Raw genomic sequence first — 15,574 nt, 5'->3', positions numbered from 1 at the left:
CTTTAGTCGGCGGCCGCCGGATAGACAGGCCGGCGCGTGCTGCTGTTGCGGATCAGCATCACCATGCCGGCATTGAACGTGTAGAGCCCGACGGCGATCCAGAAGATTACGGCCGGCCTGCCGATGTTCATCAGCAGGCCGTAAAGCGGCGGCGCCACGAACGAGCCGATGTCGAGCCCCGAATAGACGAAGCCGAAGACCTTGCCCGACGCCCCGGGAGGTGTCGCGCCGCGCACGATCATGTCGCGTGACGGATTGGTGATGCCGCCGGCGGCGCCCGCCAGCGCCAGCAGCACCGGCAGCAGCGTCGGCGACACGGTCTGTGTCGCGATCGGCACCGTGAGGGCGGCGGCGGTGAGCAGACCGAATGCTGCGACGAGGTCGTGCCGGCGGACGCGGTCGGCGAAATAGCCGCCGACCAGGATGCCCGCCGCCGAACCGCCGATGAAAACGATCAGGCAGAACGCGGCATAGTTCTCGGTGACGCCGAACATGCCGCTCCAGGCAGGTACGGCGAACTGCTGGATGCCCACCGTGTTGGCAGCAATCAGCGCAAAGTATGCGAGGCAGAGCAGCAGCGCCGGCTGCAGGAACAGCGCCAGCCCCGGCCGGCCGCCGGCCTGCGCCGCGGCCGCACGCACCTTGACCCTGTGATCGACCAGCTGCTCGCGATGGACGAGCACCAGCCCCGACAGCACGATGCCGGGCAAGGCGCCGATCAGCGCCGCCCCCACCCAGCCGAACATGCTGTCGAGGAAGTACATCACCGGTGCGGCCGCCCAGCCCAGCGATCCGCCGAGCCCGTGGATGCTGAAGGCACGGCCGAGGCGATGCGCGTTCACCGAAGAATTCAGCAGCGCGAAGTCAGCGGGATGGAAGACCGAATTGCCCAGCCCGGCAATGACCGCGATGCAGGCGAACCCCAGGAAGGAATGCGCGACCGAGATGCAGGCGAGACCGAGGCCGACGACGAACAGGCCGCCGGCAAGGATGGGGCGGGCGCCGAAGCGGTCCACCGCGAAGCCTGCCGCCGTCTGCGCGATCCCGGAGACGCCATAGAAAATGCCGGCCAGCAGGCCGACATCGGCGTAGCTCAGCCCGGCTTCCTGCCGGACGATCAGGAGCATGGTCGCGAAGGCGAGCTGGTAGTAGTGGCTCACCCCGTGGGCGACGCCGATCAGGCTGATCACCCTGAAATCATGCTGAAGCGGCGTTGTGGTGACAGCGGACATGCAAACCTCGTCCTGATCATCATAAGCGATCCGCATGGCGAACGTTTCCGGAATTGCGCGGGGGAGCCATGCGCATGTGATGACGCGCTCCGGCGGCCCTTGTAGTGTCCCCGCCGGCAAGAGGGAGAAACGCATCATGAAGCGCTGGAAACATCGCCCTGAAGGATCGACCTGGGGCGACTGGGGCGACGACGATCAGCTCGGCCGCCTCAACCTGATCACGCCGAAGAAGGTGATCGAAGGCATTGCCGAGGTGAAGGAAGGAATATCGTTCTGCCTGAGCCTCCCGCTCGACTTCCCGGGCGGCAATGTGTTGAACCCGCGCCGCCTGCCCCCGGTGCTCTCGCCTACCGGCGACGAGAACGGCTGGCGCTTCAACTTCCTGACCAACAGCATCAACCCGCTGTTCATGGACGTGGCCAGCGACGATCGAGTGATCCTGACGCTGCAGTACTCGACGCAGTGGGACACGCTGGCCCATGTCGGCGGCATGTTCGATGCCGACGGCGACGGCGTGCCCGAGCCGCTCTACTACAACGGCTTCAAGGCCGGCTCCGACGTGGTCGGCCCGCAGCCGGACGCCGGACGCGACGGGTGCGGCCACCTCTCCTACGCCCACAAGCTCGGCGTCGAGAACATGGCGGCCAAGGCAATTCAGGGCCGTGCGGTCCTGGTCGATCTCGAGAAGCATTACGGCCGCGACCACAAGTATGTGAGCTACGACGACTTCAAGCGCGTGCTCGACGCCGACAAGGTCGTGGTCGAACCCGGCGACATGCTGCTTCTGTACACAGGCTTCACCGACGAGATCATGAAGATGAACAAGAACGTCGACCCGGCGCGCGCGCATGCGATGTGCTGCGTGCTCGACGGTCGCGACAAGCGCCTGCTGCAGTGGATCACCGACAGCCAGATCTCGGCACTGATCGCCGACAATTACGGCGTCGAGGCCGTGCCGGCCAAACCCGGTCCCGACGATGCCGACCATCCGTCGCTGCCGCTCCACAATCACTGCCTGTTCAAGCTGGGACTCAATCTCGGCGAGATCTGGTGGCTGAAGGACCTGGCGCTGTGGCTGCGCGAGAGGCAGCGCTCGCGCTTCCTGCTGACGGCGCCGCCGCTCCGCCTGCCGGGCGCCGTCGGCTCGCCCGCGACCCCGGTCGCCACGGTCTGAGGTCGGCCGTCGCGATGTCGTTCACGGCGTTCGTCGCCCAGGGGCTGAAGGCGGAACGGTTCGCGCTGCTGGACATCGGTTGTTCCGGCGGCCTCGATCCGAAATGGCGCGCCTTCGGCGACAGGCTGAAGGCGCTGGGAATCGACGCCAGCGCCGGCGAATGCCAGCGTCTCGCCGCAGAGGAGAAGAACCCCGACGTCTCCTACGTGGCGGCTTTCGTGAGCCCGAGCGCGGACAGGCCGATCGACCTGTCGGCCGGGCCGGCCGCACCGCTGATCATGAAGATGCGCGATCGCATGAGCTTCATGCGCACCCGCGAAATCCGCGACGCCAAGCTGCGAACGGCCTCCACCGAGGAGCAGCTCCGGCACAATGCCTGGGAACTAACCGGACTGGCCGATCCGGCGAAGCCGGTGGTCGTGCCCGACCTTCTGGCGGCGCGAGGCTGGACCGATCTCGACTACATGAAGATCGATACCGACGGCATCGACTGGCAAATCCTGCAGAGCTTCGAAGGACGGCTGCCGGCGAACCTGCTGGCCGTCCAGATGGAAGTGAACTTCGTGGGCGATGGCGCCGCCGACGAGCATGCGTTCCACAACACCGACCGCTTCATGCGCCGTCACGGATTCGATCTCTTCCGGCTCGACGTCCGCAATTATTCCTCGCGCGCACTCCCTGCCCGCTACATCTGGCCGACGCCGGCCGAGACCCATTCCGGTCGCCCCTTCCAGGGCGAGGCCTACTACGCCCTCGATCTGCCTGGCCAGAACGGTCCGGCCAAGCTTGCGGGCCTCAGCGCCGAGAAAGTGGCCAAGCTGGCCGCGATCCTGTCGGCCTGGGACGTGCCCGATGCCGCCGCCGAACTCCTGCTCGGCTGTCGCGACAGGCTGAAGCCGGTCATCAATGTCGATCGTGGCCTCGATCTGCTCGCCGCCCAGGCCCAGCGTGATCGCGCCCGACCGCTCGACTATCGCAGCTACATGGCTCGCTTCGAATCCGATCCGCCGGACTTCTACCGCCCCGAAGGTCCGATCCCGTTGCGCGAACGCCTGGCCGCGGCCTGGCAGGCCTATCTGAGGCCCCGCGACAGGCGTTAGCTCAAGCCTTCTTCTCCCAGCCGCCGGTCTCGGTCTGCTGCCAATAGGCCACCGCGTGCCCCGCGGTCTTGTAGGCCTTCCAGCGCTCGCGCGCGTCGTCGACGGCTGTCTCGTCGCGCCCGTCGAACAGTTCGAAGCAGCGCTTATAGTCCCCGACCTTCTCCGATTTCGCCCGGTCGGCGACGAACAGAAAATTCGCGCCGTTCGGATTTTCGTCGAGATGCGTCAGCCAGACCGGTTGCCGGTCGGCCTCACCGTCGCGGGCCGCGCCGTGCGGCAGGAAGCCGTCGGGATCGTAGACCCAGAGATGGGTGTTCAACGCATCCACCCGCTCCGGCGACCCGAGCAGCACCACCGCCCGCTCCCCCGCCTGCAATGTCTTGGTCAGCAGGCGTGGCAGCGTGTCTTCCAGCGACGATCGGGTCAGATGGTAGAAATTGACCTCGGTCGCCATCGGCTGGGTCAGCGCTCGTAGTTCTCGGCGATCAGCCGGTCGAGCAGGCGCACGCCGAAGGCGGTCGCCCCCTTGGGCGTGGTGGTGTCGCCCTTACCGGACCAGGCCACGCCTGCGATGTCGATATGGGCCCAGGCCACGCCTTCCTGCACGAAACGCTGCAGGAACTGCGCTGCCGTGATCGAGCCGCCATCGCGCCCGCTGCCCACGTTCTTCATGTCGGCGATCTCGGAATCGATCAGCTTGTCGTACTTCGGCCCGAGCGGCATGCGCCACAGCTTCTCGCCGATCCCCGAACCGGCCGCGCGCAGGCGGTTGGATAGCTCGGTGTCGTTGCAGAACAGGCCCGCCCGCTCATGGCCGAGGGCCACGATGATGGCGCCCGTGAGGGTCGAAAGCTCGACCATCGCCTGCGGCTTGAACTTCTCCTGCGCGTACCACATGGCATCGCACAGGATCAGGCGGCCTTCGGCGTCGGTGTTGATGACCTCGACCGTCTGTCCCGACATCGACTTCACGACGTCACCCGGACGCTGGGCATTGCCGTCCGGCATGTTCTCGACGAGCGCGCACACTGCCACGACGTTCGCCTTGGCCTTGCGGCCGGCGATCAGCCTCATGGCCCCCGTGACGGCGCCGGCACCGCCCATGTCCCACTTCATGTCTTCCATGCCGGCGGCCGGCTTCAGCGAGATGCCGCCGGTATCGAAGCACACGCCCTTGCCGATCAGGGCGACGGGCGCCTGCCCCTTCGGGCCGTTCATCCATGTCATGACGAGGAGCTGCGAGTCGCGCCCACTGCCCTGCCCGACGGCCAGCAGGGTCTCCATGCCGAGCTTCTTCATCTGGGCCTCGCCCAGGATCTCGACCTTCACGCCGAGCTTGGTGAGCTCCTTGGCGCGGCGGGCGAATTCCACCGGATAGAGAACATTCGGCGGCTCGCTCACCAGATCGCGGGTCAGGAACACCGCATCCACCACCGGCTCGAGCGGGCCGTAGGCCTTGCGCGCATCGGCGGGCGTGGCCAGGACGACGGTGAGCCGCTGCAGCGACAGCTTCTGCTCCGGCTTGTCCTTGGTCTTGTACTTGTCGAAACGGTAGCTGCGCAGCCGGACGCCCAGGGCGATATGGGCGGCGATCTCGGCCGGCGACAGGCGGCTGCCCTTGACCGGGTCGATCACCACGGTAACGGCGGTATGGCCCGCGGCATTGGCCTCGGCTGCGACAACGCCGCCCAGCTCCTCGGCCGCCCGCGCATCCAGTTCCTCGCCCTTGCCGATTCCAAGTAACAGAAGGCGTGCAATATCACCTGATTGGCCGAGCAAGGTCTGGGTCTGGCCCTTGGCGCCGGTGAAGCGCCCCGCCTCCAGAGCGCGCGCGACGGCCCCGTCTGCGGCCTTGTCGACGGATTCGGCCGTCGCGAGGAGCTGCTTTCCGGCCCCGACGAGAACCGCAACATTGCCGGAAAAGGCCTTCGGAAAGGCCAAAAACTCCACTTTCATCCACATCCCCTGCGCCTGGCGCCTGATTCTACCCGATATTTCGCCCCTGCGACGGGACCGCGCAAGCTGTGTTTGTCCGCCGCGCCCCTGCAAAATCGGGGTGGCATCGGGACGCCAGCGCCAGTATCAGTACCGGCCCTCAAAACGGACATGGAAATGACCACAGCAACTCTGCCTCGCGTCTCGGTCGTCGGTCTCGGCAAGCTCGGCGCCCCTCTGGCCGCCGTCCTCGCCAGCCGCGGCTTCACCGTCATCGGCCTGGATGTGAACAAGACGCTCGTGGACGCGATGAACGCCGGCAAGATGCCGATCGTCGAGCCGCAGCTCAACGAGTTGATCGCTGCCAACACGGATCGCCTCTCGGCGACCATGGACGCCAACGAGGCGATCCAGAAGAGCGACGCCAGCTTCGTGATCGTCCCGACCCCGTCGGACAGCACCGGCTTCTTTTCCAACCGTTTCGTGCTCCAGGCCATGGAGACGCTCGGCAAGGCCCTGAAGAACAAGACGGGCTATCACATGGTCGTCATCACCAGCACGGTGATGCCCGGCACGACCGGCACCGAGATCAAGGATGCGCTCGAGGCCGCCTCCGGCCGTAAGGTCGGTCCCGACCTCGGCCTTTGCTACAATCCGGAATTCATCGCGCTGGGCAGCGTCGTGCGCGACATGCTCTTCCCCGACTCGATTCTGATCGGCGAGAGCGACAGCAAGGCCGGCGACATGCTGCAGACCATCTACCTGCAGATGTGCGAGAAGAAGCCGCCGGTGCAGCGCATGAACTTCGTGAACGCCGAGCTCACCAAGATCTCGGTGAACACCTACGTCACCACCAAGATCTCCTACGCCAACATGCTGGCCGACATCTGCGACCGCATTCCGGGCGCCGACGTCGACGCGGTGACCAAGGCGCTGGGCGCTGACACCCGCATCGGCGCGAAGTACCTCAAGGGCGCGATGGGCTATGGCGGCCCCTGCTTCCCGCGCGACAACGTGGCCTTCGCCGCTTTCGCCCGCAAGATCGGCGCGCGCGCCGATGTGGCCGAGGCGACCGACCGCATCAACAACTTCCAGGTCGAGCGTCTTTCCGCCCTCGTCTCGAAGTTCGCCAAGGCGGGCACGCGCATCGCCATCCTCGGCCTCTCCTACAAGCCGCACACCCCGGTGGTGGAAGAGAGCCACAGCGTGAAGCTCGCCGCCAAGCTCGCCGATGCGGGCTATGTCGTCACCGTGCACGATCCGCTGGCCCAGGATGCGGCACTGGCCGTCCTGGGCGACAAGGTGGTCGGCGCCTCCTCGATCGAGGGCGCGGTGCGCGAGTGCGACCTGCTGATCGTCGCGACCGGCTGGCCGCAGTACAAGGAGATTGCGCCGGCCTGGTGCAAGCGCGACGGCCAGCGCCTGACCGTTCTGGACCTGTGGCGGACCCTGCCCGCCGACCAGTTCGAGGAAGTCGCTGACCTGCTCTATCTGGGAGCTGGACGCTAGGGTCGGTTTCGCCCGCAAAGAAAAAGCCCGCTTCAAGCGGGCTTTTTCATGCGTCCTCGCGGGACGCCTAGATCGCGCGACGCCCGCGGAACCGCAGCACCTTGCCGCGAAGGCTCGGATCGACGCGCGGCAGTCCGGCGAGCACCTGGCTGCAGAACGGGTTGATGTTGGCACCGACGTAGTCGGTGAACAGCGGCCAGAACTTGTTGTAGATGACGTTCACGCCCACGAAGCGCCGCGGAGTCCGCCGGCCCGGGGGCCGGGTTTCCGCCTCCGTCGCGGCGGCCTGCCTGAACAACTTCGCAACCGCCTTGAGCCGCTTGCTATCGAGCGGCCCGGCCACGCGCCCCGTGCGTATGGGCTCGTCGGCATGCTGTGTTGCCAGGCCGAACTCGAAGATGAACATCTCCGCCTTCGGCAACAATTCCTCGAAGGAGCCACTCACCTGCCCCGGCAGATCCGTCGGGAGGCCTTCGCACTCGTTCGGTACCAGTACCGGTCCGGTAAAGCCCATCGCCTTCCAAGCGGTCACGAACCGGTCGACGAAGGGCCGGCGCGCTGCCACGACCATGACCGCCGTCGAGCGCGGATAGGTCAACATCTGATCGGTGACGAAGGGCAGCGTATGATCGAGATCGTAGGTCAGGTCGTCGTAGAGATGCCATTCGAGGCTCGTCGCCGTATAGGGTGCCGTGGCCGGCTTCAGGGCCGCGTCGAGACCCGCCGTGAAGCGCTCGTAGGAAGTGTCGCGATCCAGCTTGATTTCCTCGATCTCGACGTCCGGCCATCCCCAATTGTCCGCCTGCGCCGGCACGTACGGCGTCGCCACGTTCCAGATGTAGTCGTCCTGATTGTTCATCCGGGTCTGGCGGCCCTTGTTGTTCGCGGCGGCGACACGGGTATGGTCGCAGTGGTAGCCGAACAGCTTGTCGATCAGGGTGTCGACCCGCCCGCGATAGAGGGCGAGACGCGCGGCCAGGTTCGAGTCGCAATGCCAGCCCAGCAGCATCGATTCGTCGAAACCATGGATGGCGAACATGTCCTCGCGCAGGGCGGCCTGGAAATCACCCAGGGCGTCGTACTTCATGGGCATGAAATTGTGGACGACCTGGTTCAGGTGATAGCGCACAGACCAGTCGCGCAGCTTGGCGAGATTGCCCGCGGGATCCCGGCGGTCGAATGCGGCCTCCCACAGCATCTCCGGCAACTCGAAGCGCGGGATCTGGTAGAAGCCGTCCGGGACTGAACCCAGGATGTCGCTGAGCGATTCCCCCTCGGTTCGCGGCACGAGCAGCATGTCGGTGTTCGTGTAGAGGACCCAGCGGTTCCTTGGATTCGAGCGGCGCAAGGCGACGTTGCGCGACTGGGCCTCCAGCGCCACGAGATGGGTCTTGGATTTGAGATGCGCATGCTGTTCGGGACGGATCCTCAACACCCGCAAGACCTTCTTGGCCTTCTCGGTCAGCGTGTCGTGGATCGCCTCCGGAAACGTCGGATGATCGTCCGGCGTGTTGTAGTCGACGAAGAGAATCTCGTCGTCCGGGTCCGACATCACTTCGGCGATCGCGTTGAAGCTGATGGCCGCTCGCTTGTGGAGATTGTAGCCGTGGGTGTCGTTGCGGCCGTACAGGATGACGGAAAACATGGTACCTCGCGTGAGGGTCGATCACTCAGGAAGGAGAACGCGCCAATTCGTTTCGGGCAGCCGCATGTTCGACGAGCGCTGCCTGGCCGAGGTCCACGACCTCCTGCCAATAAGCGCGCGCGGCAGAACGATCGCCGGCGTGGGCCATCACTCCGAGTTGAAACAGCGCCTCGGCTCGCCGGCCGGCAGAGTCGGCACGGACGATCACCTCTTCCTTGGAGAGTGATCCGGCCTGCAGGGCCAGTAGCGAGGTGACCCATTCATCTCCGATGGCTGCTTGCGTGGTGGTCGGAGCCCGCCCAAGTCGGATTTGGGCGGTGCGCAGGTAAAAGGCCCAATACGAATCGCGCTTGTCGTTCCTCACCATCGTCTCGAGGTGCGGCAGCGCGACCTCATAGTCCGCAAGACGCAGGGCGACATAAGCGCTCGCCGCCGGGCGACCGTCGAGCAACTCGAGCTGCCGTCGCCAATCGGTGTTGGCCTGATCGACATGCCCGAGGGCCATATGCGCGATGCCTCGCGCATTCAGGGCGTCGGGTGACTTGGGGTTCGCCGCGATGACCTTGTCGAGATCTTCGATGGCCGCTGCATACTTACCGAGGGCGGACAGCGCCTCCGCCTTCAGAGCCAAGGCGTCCAGAGAGCCGGGATGAAGCTTCAGCGTGCGTTCATAATCGGCCAGTGCCAGTTCAGGCTGCCGATCGGCAAGATAGGCATTGCCCCTCGCCAGATTGGGCAGGGCAAATTTCTTGAGGGACTTGAGGACTCTCGTGTAGGCGACGATTTCCGAAGTATGGGACCCGATCTGGCGCAGCACGAAATGCCGGTCGGGGGCCCCGGGGCGCCCCTTCTGCCTCAGCCTGCGCGCTTCCTCGTACCTGGCCAGCGCCGCAGCCGTATCGCCGCTCATGTCCAGGACTTCGCCTTCGGCCTCGATCGCATCCGCAAAGGACGGTGCGATCGCCGTCGCCTGTCGGAGCAGATTGATGGCGGCCCGCCCATCGCCCATGCGATACAGTGCCATGGCGCGCAGAAACAGGTGCTCCGCTTCGCTTCCGTTCTGACCGGGAGTCCACTCGTCCGCCGGCTGGCGTCGCCTGGCGCCCAATGTCCCCCGCAGGCTTCCCGACAGCCGCAACAACATCCCTGAATTACTCACTCAATTGCTCCTGCACGGTAAGGGGGCCAGATACCGCTGAAACGGCCTGGAGCCACCCCAAGCCGGGGCAACTCGCAGAAGTGTCAGATAGCTCCGATTGCCTGCAATCCGCTGCAATCCTGTCCGCTAACTTAGCGTCGGCGGCGCGTCAAGGCACCCCGCCCCACGGTGCGCCATTCGGCACCAACCTGCGGGAATTTGACGGAATCCTACCGCATCGATAACAAACCAACAGATGAGTACGGCCTTTGCAGCACACGTCGCTGGCTCCTCCTACCGGGAAATAAACCGTCAGTGGGAGCCACGCTCGGCACAATTGTGCGCGGGTGCGACCGACTCGCAAAACCAGAATTTGATCCCTTGCGCCTCGGGCGATGCGGATTCGGCTCGAGCAGGTGTCATTGAATGGTAGTTCAGCCCTATCTCAGCATTGTCGGCTGGGCACGAAACGACGGCTACACGCCGAACTACGAAAAGCGGCTGGAACACGCCCTTGGAGTCCTCGTCCGCCAGCTGGACAAACACAAGGTTCCCTCCGAGTTGATCGTCGTCGAGTGGAATCCTCCGCCCGACCGGCCTCTTCTCGCAGAGGAAATGGGCTCGCTGGGTCCCACAGGGAATGTGACGGTTCGTTTCATCGTCGTTCCCCCTCAGCATCACGAAGGCCTGCAAGGGTGGCGGACGCGCGGGATGCATGTGAACAACGCCGCGAACGTCGGCATCAGGCGAGCCAGGGGAAAGTTCGTTACGCCCAAGGCGCTGGACACGTTCTATTCGGAGCAGCTCGTCGCACGGCTCGGCCAGCTCACTCTGGACGATGGCTGCGTCTATCGGTGCGACCGGCTGGACGCGCGCATGGAGGACGAGAGCTGGCTCGACCTTCCGGACGACCAGCTCCTGGCCGCGCTCGCGCGCAGCACCGTCCACAGGAACGACCGCCTGACGCATAGCATCGACTGGAAGATGCGGGACCTGCACACCAATGCCTGCGGCGACTTCATCCTCATGTCGACCCAGAGATGGCACGATATCCGCGCGTACCAGAAGGATCCGAGCGTGCTCTGCCTGGATTCGGACTCGATCGCGCTCCATGCCGCAGCAGCGCAGGGAGCGTCCGAGATCCACTGGCAGGACGAGTGCATCTACAAGGTCATCCACGGAAACACACACGCACAGCGCACGGCGACCGTCTGGAAGGACTGGCAGCTTCGGCTCGACCACTATCTGGTCGCGCGGCATCGGCGCGAGCTCGCCATGGCGCTCCGGGTCTGGCTCGACTATCCCCGCCGGCGGGTCCGCGGCCTGGAGGAAATCCTCGCCCCCTCGATCGAGCGCAACTTCGTGGCCAAGGCCGCCCGATATGCGAGGAACGACACATCCTTCGAGACGAACGATGCCGACTGGGGGCTGGCGCGGGAAGCCTTGTCCGAACGAACCGTGCTGCGCGCCGCCTGGGACACACCATGACCGTGCGGCAGGCCGTCTGCCTGGTGGGTGGCAGAGGGACGCGCCTCGGCTCGCTCACGGAAAGCACGCCCAAACCCCTTCTCGAAGTCGGCGGACGGCCGTTCCTCGACTACCTGATCGGCGAGGCCAATCGCTTCGGGCTCGAGCGGCTGCTGCTGCTGGCCGGACACAATGCCGGCGAAGTCGTCCGCAACTATGACGGCAAGGTCGTCGGCGGCCTGTCGATCGAGGTGATCGTCGAAGCAGCACCGGCCGGCACGGCCGGCGCTCTGGTCAATGCCGCGGAAGCCCTCGATCCCGTCTTCTTCCTCTTCAACGGCGATTCCTTCTTCGGCTTCAACTGGCTGTCGCTGGTGCCCGCGCTCGACCGGGACGACTGGACCCTGCAACTCGCGCTCGCGCGCGGCGTCCGGGGCGGACGGTACGGACGCGTGGAAACCGAGGACGACCGGATAACGCGCTTCCTGCCCAAGGGGGAAAGCGATCTGCCCATCAACGCCGGCATCTATCTGGTCCGGCGTCGGGTCCTCGACAGGATCCGGAGCGTTCCTTGCTCGCTCGAAAACGACATTCTTCCCCCGCTCGCTTCGGAAGGCGCCCTGCTTGGATTCGCAACCGAGGGCACCTTCATCGATATCGGCATCCCGGAAGACTTCGCGCGCGGACAGGAAGCCATGCCGGCGTTCGTCCGCCGGCCGGCGGCCTTCCTCGACCGCGACGGCGTGATCAATCACGACGACAACTACGTTCACCGGCCGGACCAGATCCGCTGGATAGACGGCGCAAGGGACGCCATCCGCTGGCTGAACGATGCCGGCTACTACGTGTTCGTCATCACCAACCAGGCCGGCGTCGCCCACGGCCACTATGGCGAAGGCGAGGTAAACTCGCTTCATGCCTGGATGCAGCGCGAACTACAGAGCGGCGGCGCGCACGTGGATCGCTTCGAGTACTGCCCCTATCATCCCGAAGGCGCCGTCGAACGCTATCGGCGGAGTTCAAACCTGCGCAAGCCCGGTCCCGGGATGATCCTCAAGGTCAGGGACGAGTGGCCCGTCGACATGGACGAATCCTTCATGATCGGCGACCGCGACATCGACATGCAGGCGGCGGCGGCTGCCGGCATCGCCGGTCACCAGTTTCCCGGCGGCAACCTGCTCGACTTCATCAGGACGCGCGTACCGGCGAGACGAAGAAATCCCGCGTCGCGTTGATCGCCAGGACCCTTTCGACGACCTCGGCCGGCAAAGCCCCCTGCTCGCTCGCCTGGGCATTCGTCTCGGCCTCAGCCGGGTGCAGCACACCGGGGATGACGCTCGAAACGGCATCGAACGAAAGACAGAAGCGCAGCGCACTCAGCACAGCCTCCCGGCCCGGCATCGCCGAGGCTGCGGAGATCAGATCGCGCGCTCCGTCAATCCAGTTGTCGAGCTGGGCGCGCGACCAAGCCGCCCGGTGGTCGCCCTCTGCGAAGATGGTGCTTCGGTCGATCGTTCCCGTGAGGAAGCCGAAACAAAGAGGCGTCCGGGCGATAAACGCCGCGCCCCGGCGGGCGACCTCGTCGAGCAGCCCCTCGGTTACGACGCGGACGTCCATCATGTTGAAGTTGGCCTGAACGATCGGCGCACCCGCGACGCGCAACGCTTCGACCGCACCGGCGGGATTCTTTGCAGAAACGCCCCAGGACCGGATTTTGCCCTCGGCCAGCAATGACGCGAGCATCTCGGTCGTCTCTCCGGCGGCCAGGACCTCCGAGGGCGGATTGTGGAGTTGCAGGACGTCCAGATAGTCCGTCCCGAGCCGCTTCAGGCTGGCCTCCGTCGAACGCCTGATGGCGGTCGCCGAGAAATCCGGCGGCTTCGTCCAATCGTCGTAGCCGGCCTTGGTGGCGATCACGGCCTTGTGGCGCGTACCGGCCACCGCCCTTCCGATCAGGACTTCGCTATGCCCCGAACCGTAAGCGCTGGAGGTGTCGAAGAAGGTAATGCCGAGGTCCAGCGCCCGGTGAAGCGCCTTCAGGGATTGGGCGTCATCGGTATCGCCGTAGGATGTGGCGCCGGTCGTTCTTCCGCCGATCCCCCAAGCGCCGAATCCGACCTCGGAGACCAGAATGCCGGTCACGCCCAGCTTACGATACTTCATCGCCGGGCCGCAGGCTCAGTAGTGTCCGGCCAACTCGGGCGTGATCTCGACGGCGCGAGGCGAGTAGAGATACGCCCCCTTCTTGTTGCCCCACCAGACGATCTCGCGGCACCATTTCTGGAAGTCGTCGTAAGGCCGGCTGGTGCGGTCCACTTCGACCACGATCGGGACCTTGCGCAGCAGCGCGGGCTCACCGCCGCGGACTTTATTCCAATAGTCCAGCAGGTCGTAGCTGAGCTTCACCTTTACATCGCCCCGGGCGAAGGGCTGATGCACCAGCGCGTGGTTCAGCCTGACCGCCTCTTCGACGATCTCGATCGGAAGACCGTCGCTGCGCGCGCGCACGGTCTCCGACAGGAGTTCGCCGGCCTCCTTGTAGAAGGCGTCGAACCTTCCCTCGGCCGTGAGCTTGACGAAAATGTACTCGTCGGCCGGCCAGAAGATGTTGAGATATTCCTTGGAGAACACGTACTCGGATCCGCCCTGCTGGATGGACCGGGCCTCGCTCTCGAAGAAGGCGTTGATCTGCGCGATGGTCGGGAACCGCTTCGCGTCGGCCGCCATGAAGGCCTCGATCATGTCGCGATAGGAAATGCCGGAGATGCCGTGCGCCAGGATGAGCGGGATCTGGAACAGCTTGTCGAAGTGGAGCAGCGCCGTCATCCAGCAGAAGATGCGCGTGCGGCGCCAGTCGTCGAGCGGCGTCGCCGCGGTGGCGATGACCAGGTCCTGGACTTCCGGCACATCGTCGTCGAGCTCGATGCGCTCGCCGTGGATGTTGATGATCTTCGATTCAACGGTGACCATGCCGTACTTCGCCTGATAGGCGGGATCGCCCATCTCGGCGTTGGGCAGGATCGACAGGTTGTTGAACTGGATGCGGTTGTGCTGGCCGTTCTCCATCAGCAGGTCGACGCCGCGCACGAAGGACTCGTAGGTCTCGCCGGGCAGGCCGAGGATCAGGTCAGAGTAGGTTTCGACCTTGTCGCGCGTGAAGCGGCGTTGCAGCTCCATGTAGGTGCCGAGCGAAATGTTGTCGCGCTTGATCGCCTCGAGGGTCGGCATGTCGACGCTCTGCATCGACAGGGCCACGCCCTTGTTCAGGCCGGCATCGGAGAGAATCTTCTGCGTTTCGTAGGCACGTTCCGTCGCGTTCTTGGTGTTCTGCACGGACAAGGCCACCGGATACCCGGTCGTCTGCTTCACGTCGGCGACGTAGTTGGCGATGTCGACGTCACGCTTCTGGATGCCGAAGTTGGCGTCGCAGCAGAAGATGTACTCGATCTTCTTGTCCGCGAACCAATCGACCTCGCGATAGAGCCGCTCCTCGCCGAACTTGGTGACCTTGCCGGCCGTGGCCGAGCCCCAGTCGCAGAACGTGCACCGGAAGGGACAGCCCCGGTTGGTTTCCCAGAGACCAATCCAGCTTTCCGTCTGGTTCTCCGCCATGATTTCGTCAAAGGCGCCTTCGAGGAACGGCGACGGAATTTCGTCGAGATCGCGAACGCGGTCTAGATTTTTGGTGCGAACGAAGCTGCCGTCGGCCTTCACCATGCTGACGCCCGCAATGGTCTCCCATGTCGAGCGATCGTGGAACGTTTCCAGCAGCTTCAGGAAGGTCCGCTCGCCCTCGTTATGGACCGCGAGGTCGATCTGGCGATTGGCCCGCATGAAGGCTTCAGGCTGATCGGGCACGTGCGGCCCGCCGAAGATGATGACGATGCCGGGCTTCAAAGCCTTCAGGCGACGGGCAATCTCGAGCGAGATCCGGCCATTCCAGACATACGTGCTGAAGCCGACGATATCGGCGTCCTTCAGGGCCTCCACCGCATCGGCAATGCGCACGCGCTTGTAGAGCGACGGCAGAAACCGGTAGAGCTCGGGCCGGGCTGCGAACTTCTTCACATAGGTCTGCAGCAAGGCGACCGAATAGGGCAGATAATTCTGGCCGGAGAAGGAATTGTTGATCTGGACGAGCCCAACGACCAACGGCTTCGTCGGCGGCGTCGCTTGCACAGTGGCTTCTTCGGCGTGTGGCGTCGACATTCGCTGCGCCCCGTTGTCCTCGGTCCCTTGGCGGAATCCAGCCAAGGTGAGTGGATGATATGTCGGTGGAAGTCGCCCTGAGAGGTAGAGCGGCCCACTTCGCATTGCAATAGGATTGACTGGCATAATCCCATGGTCCAGCAGGGATTTTTGGGCGTACCGGGG

12 protein-coding genes are annotated in these 15,574 nt (G+C 64.9%); 5 read left to right on the top strand and 7 right to left on the bottom strand.

All coding sequences use genetic code 11. The features are described from left to right. Positions 1 to 2 precede the first annotated feature (2 nt). Positions 3 to 1,232: an MFS transporter gene (locus ACQY78_RS00850; protein WP_428681852.1), complete on the bottom strand. Its 1,230-nt coding sequence runs from the start codon at positions 1,230 to 1,232 to the stop codon at positions 3 to 5. A gap of 136 nt (positions 1,233 to 1,368) precedes the next feature. Between ACQY78_RS00850 and ACQY78_RS00845 the strand changes: the two genes are divergently transcribed. Together ACQY78_RS00845 and ACQY78_RS00840 are read left to right on the top strand one after the other, a co-directional pair. Continuing rightward, complete coding sequence (locus tag ACQY78_RS00845) at positions 1,369 to 2,406, top strand: cyclase family protein (protein ID WP_428681850.1); 1,038 nt, start codon at positions 1,369 to 1,371, stop codon at positions 2,404 to 2,406. Positions 2,407 to 2,420: 14 nt separating this feature from the next. Then, positions 2,421 to 3,506, top strand: coding sequence for a hypothetical protein (locus ACQY78_RS00840; protein WP_428681848.1), 1,086 nt, complete (start codon positions 2,421 to 2,423; stop codon positions 3,504 to 3,506). A gap of 1 nt (position 3,507) precedes the next feature. Here ACQY78_RS00840 and ACQY78_RS00835 read toward each other — a convergent pair whose 3' ends face one another. Next, on the bottom strand, positions 3,508 to 3,960 hold the full coding sequence (locus tag ACQY78_RS00835) for a DNA polymerase III subunit chi (protein WP_428681846.1): 453 nt from the start codon (positions 3,958 to 3,960) through the stop codon (positions 3,508 to 3,510). Between the two features lie 8 nt (positions 3,961 to 3,968). Next, entirely contained in the window at positions 3,969 to 5,462 is a 1,494-nt protein-coding gene (locus tag ACQY78_RS00830) for a leucyl aminopeptidase (protein WP_428681844.1), read from the bottom strand. A 156-nt stretch (positions 5,463 to 5,618) separates the two neighbouring features. On the opposite strand from ACQY78_RS00830, the gene ACQY78_RS00825 reads away from it, so the two are divergent. Further along, positions 5,619 to 6,950: a UDP-glucose dehydrogenase family protein gene (locus tag ACQY78_RS00825; protein ID WP_428681842.1), complete on the top strand. Its 1,332-nt coding sequence runs from the start codon at positions 5,619 to 5,621 to the stop codon at positions 6,948 to 6,950. A 67-nt stretch (positions 6,951 to 7,017) separates the two neighbouring features. Here the strand turns inward: ACQY78_RS00825 and ACQY78_RS00820 are convergent, their stop codons facing one another. Together ACQY78_RS00820 and ACQY78_RS00815 are read right to left on the bottom strand one after the other, a co-directional pair. Further along, positions 7,018 to 8,595, bottom strand: a complete 1,578-nt coding sequence (locus ACQY78_RS00820) for a hypothetical protein (RefSeq protein ID WP_428681840.1) — start codon at positions 8,593 to 8,595, stop codon at positions 7,018 to 7,020. Between the two features lie 25 nt (positions 8,596 to 8,620). Next, positions 8,621 to 9,739, bottom strand: coding sequence for a tetratricopeptide repeat protein (locus ACQY78_RS00815; protein WP_428681838.1), 1,119 nt, complete (start codon positions 9,737 to 9,739; stop codon positions 8,621 to 8,623). A gap of 420 nt (positions 9,740 to 10,159) precedes the next feature. Between ACQY78_RS00815 and ACQY78_RS00810 the strand changes: the two genes are divergently transcribed. Together ACQY78_RS00810 and ACQY78_RS00805 are read left to right on the top strand one after the other, a co-directional pair. Beyond that, positions 10,160 to 11,221, top strand: a complete 1,062-nt coding sequence (locus tag ACQY78_RS00810) for a hypothetical protein (RefSeq protein ID WP_428681836.1) — start codon at positions 10,160 to 10,162, stop codon at positions 11,219 to 11,221. Then, positions 11,218 to 12,435, top strand: coding sequence for an HAD-IIIA family hydrolase (locus ACQY78_RS00805; protein WP_428681834.1), 1,218 nt, complete (start codon positions 11,218 to 11,220; stop codon positions 12,433 to 12,435). Before ACQY78_RS00810 ends, ACQY78_RS00805 begins: the two co-directional genes overlap by 4 nt. Here the strand turns inward: ACQY78_RS00805 and ACQY78_RS00800 are convergent. Together ACQY78_RS00800 and ACQY78_RS00795 are read right to left on the bottom strand one after the other, a co-directional pair. Next, positions 12,389 to 13,363: an aldo/keto reductase gene (locus tag ACQY78_RS00800; RefSeq protein ID WP_428681832.1), complete on the bottom strand. Its 975-nt coding sequence runs from the start codon at positions 13,361 to 13,363 to the stop codon at positions 12,389 to 12,391. The two genes, ACQY78_RS00805 and ACQY78_RS00800, sit on opposite strands and share 47 nt — an antisense overlap. A gap of 15 nt (positions 13,364 to 13,378) precedes the next feature. Next, complete coding sequence (locus ACQY78_RS00795; protein WP_428681830.1) at positions 13,379 to 15,409, bottom strand: B12-binding domain-containing radical SAM protein; 2,031 nt, start codon at positions 15,407 to 15,409, stop codon at positions 13,379 to 13,381. Positions 15,410 to 15,574 lie beyond the last annotated feature (165 nt).

The sequence above is a fragment of the Reyranella sp. genome (genome assembly GCF_965279625.1).
Taxonomy (GTDB): Bacteria; Pseudomonadota; Alphaproteobacteria; order Reyranellales; family Reyranellaceae; genus Reyranella.
The sequence above is the reverse complement of the archived record's forward strand: the minus strand, read 5'-3'. Positions and strand labels throughout refer to the sequence as shown.

Coding starts and splice junctions, on each gene's coding strand:
- ACQY78_RS00810 (WP_428681836.1), top strand. CDS start 10,160: ATGGTAGTTCAGCCCTATCTCAGCATTGTCGGCTGGGCACGAAACGAC.
- ACQY78_RS00805 (WP_428681834.1), top strand. CDS start 11,218: ATGACCGTGCGGCAGGCCGTCTGCCTGGTGGGTGGCAGAGGGACGCGC.
- ACQY78_RS00845 (WP_428681850.1), top strand. CDS start 1,369: ATGAAGCGCTGGAAACATCGCCCTGAAGGATCGACCTGGGGCGACTGG.
- ACQY78_RS00825 (WP_428681842.1), top strand. CDS start 5,619: ATGACCACAGCAACTCTGCCTCGCGTCTCGGTCGTCGGTCTCGGCAAG.
- ACQY78_RS00850 (WP_428681852.1), bottom strand. CDS start 1,232: ATGTCCGCTGTCACCACAACGCCGCTTCAGCATGATTTCAGGGTGATC.
- ACQY78_RS00830 (WP_428681844.1), bottom strand. CDS start 5,462: ATGAAAGTGGAGTTTTTGGCCTTTCCGAAGGCCTTTTCCGGCAATGTT.
- ACQY78_RS00820 (WP_428681840.1), bottom strand. CDS start 8,595: ATGTTTTCCGTCATCCTGTACGGCCGCAACGACACCCACGGCTACAAT.
- ACQY78_RS00815 (WP_428681838.1), bottom strand. CDS start 9,739: ATGTTGTTGCGGCTGTCGGGAAGCCTGCGGGGGACATTGGGCGCCAGG.
- ACQY78_RS00800 (WP_428681832.1), bottom strand. CDS start 13,363: ATGAAGTATCGTAAGCTGGGCGTGACCGGCATTCTGGTCTCCGAGGTC.
- ACQY78_RS00835 (WP_428681846.1), bottom strand. CDS start 3,960: ATGGCGACCGAGGTCAATTTCTACCATCTGACCCGATCGTCGCTGGAA.
- ACQY78_RS00840 (WP_428681848.1), top strand. CDS start 2,421: ATGTCGTTCACGGCGTTCGTCGCCCAGGGGCTGAAGGCGGAACGGTTC.
- ACQY78_RS00795 (WP_428681830.1), bottom strand. CDS start 15,409: ATGTCGACGCCACACGCCGAAGAAGCCACTGTGCAAGCGACGCCGCCG.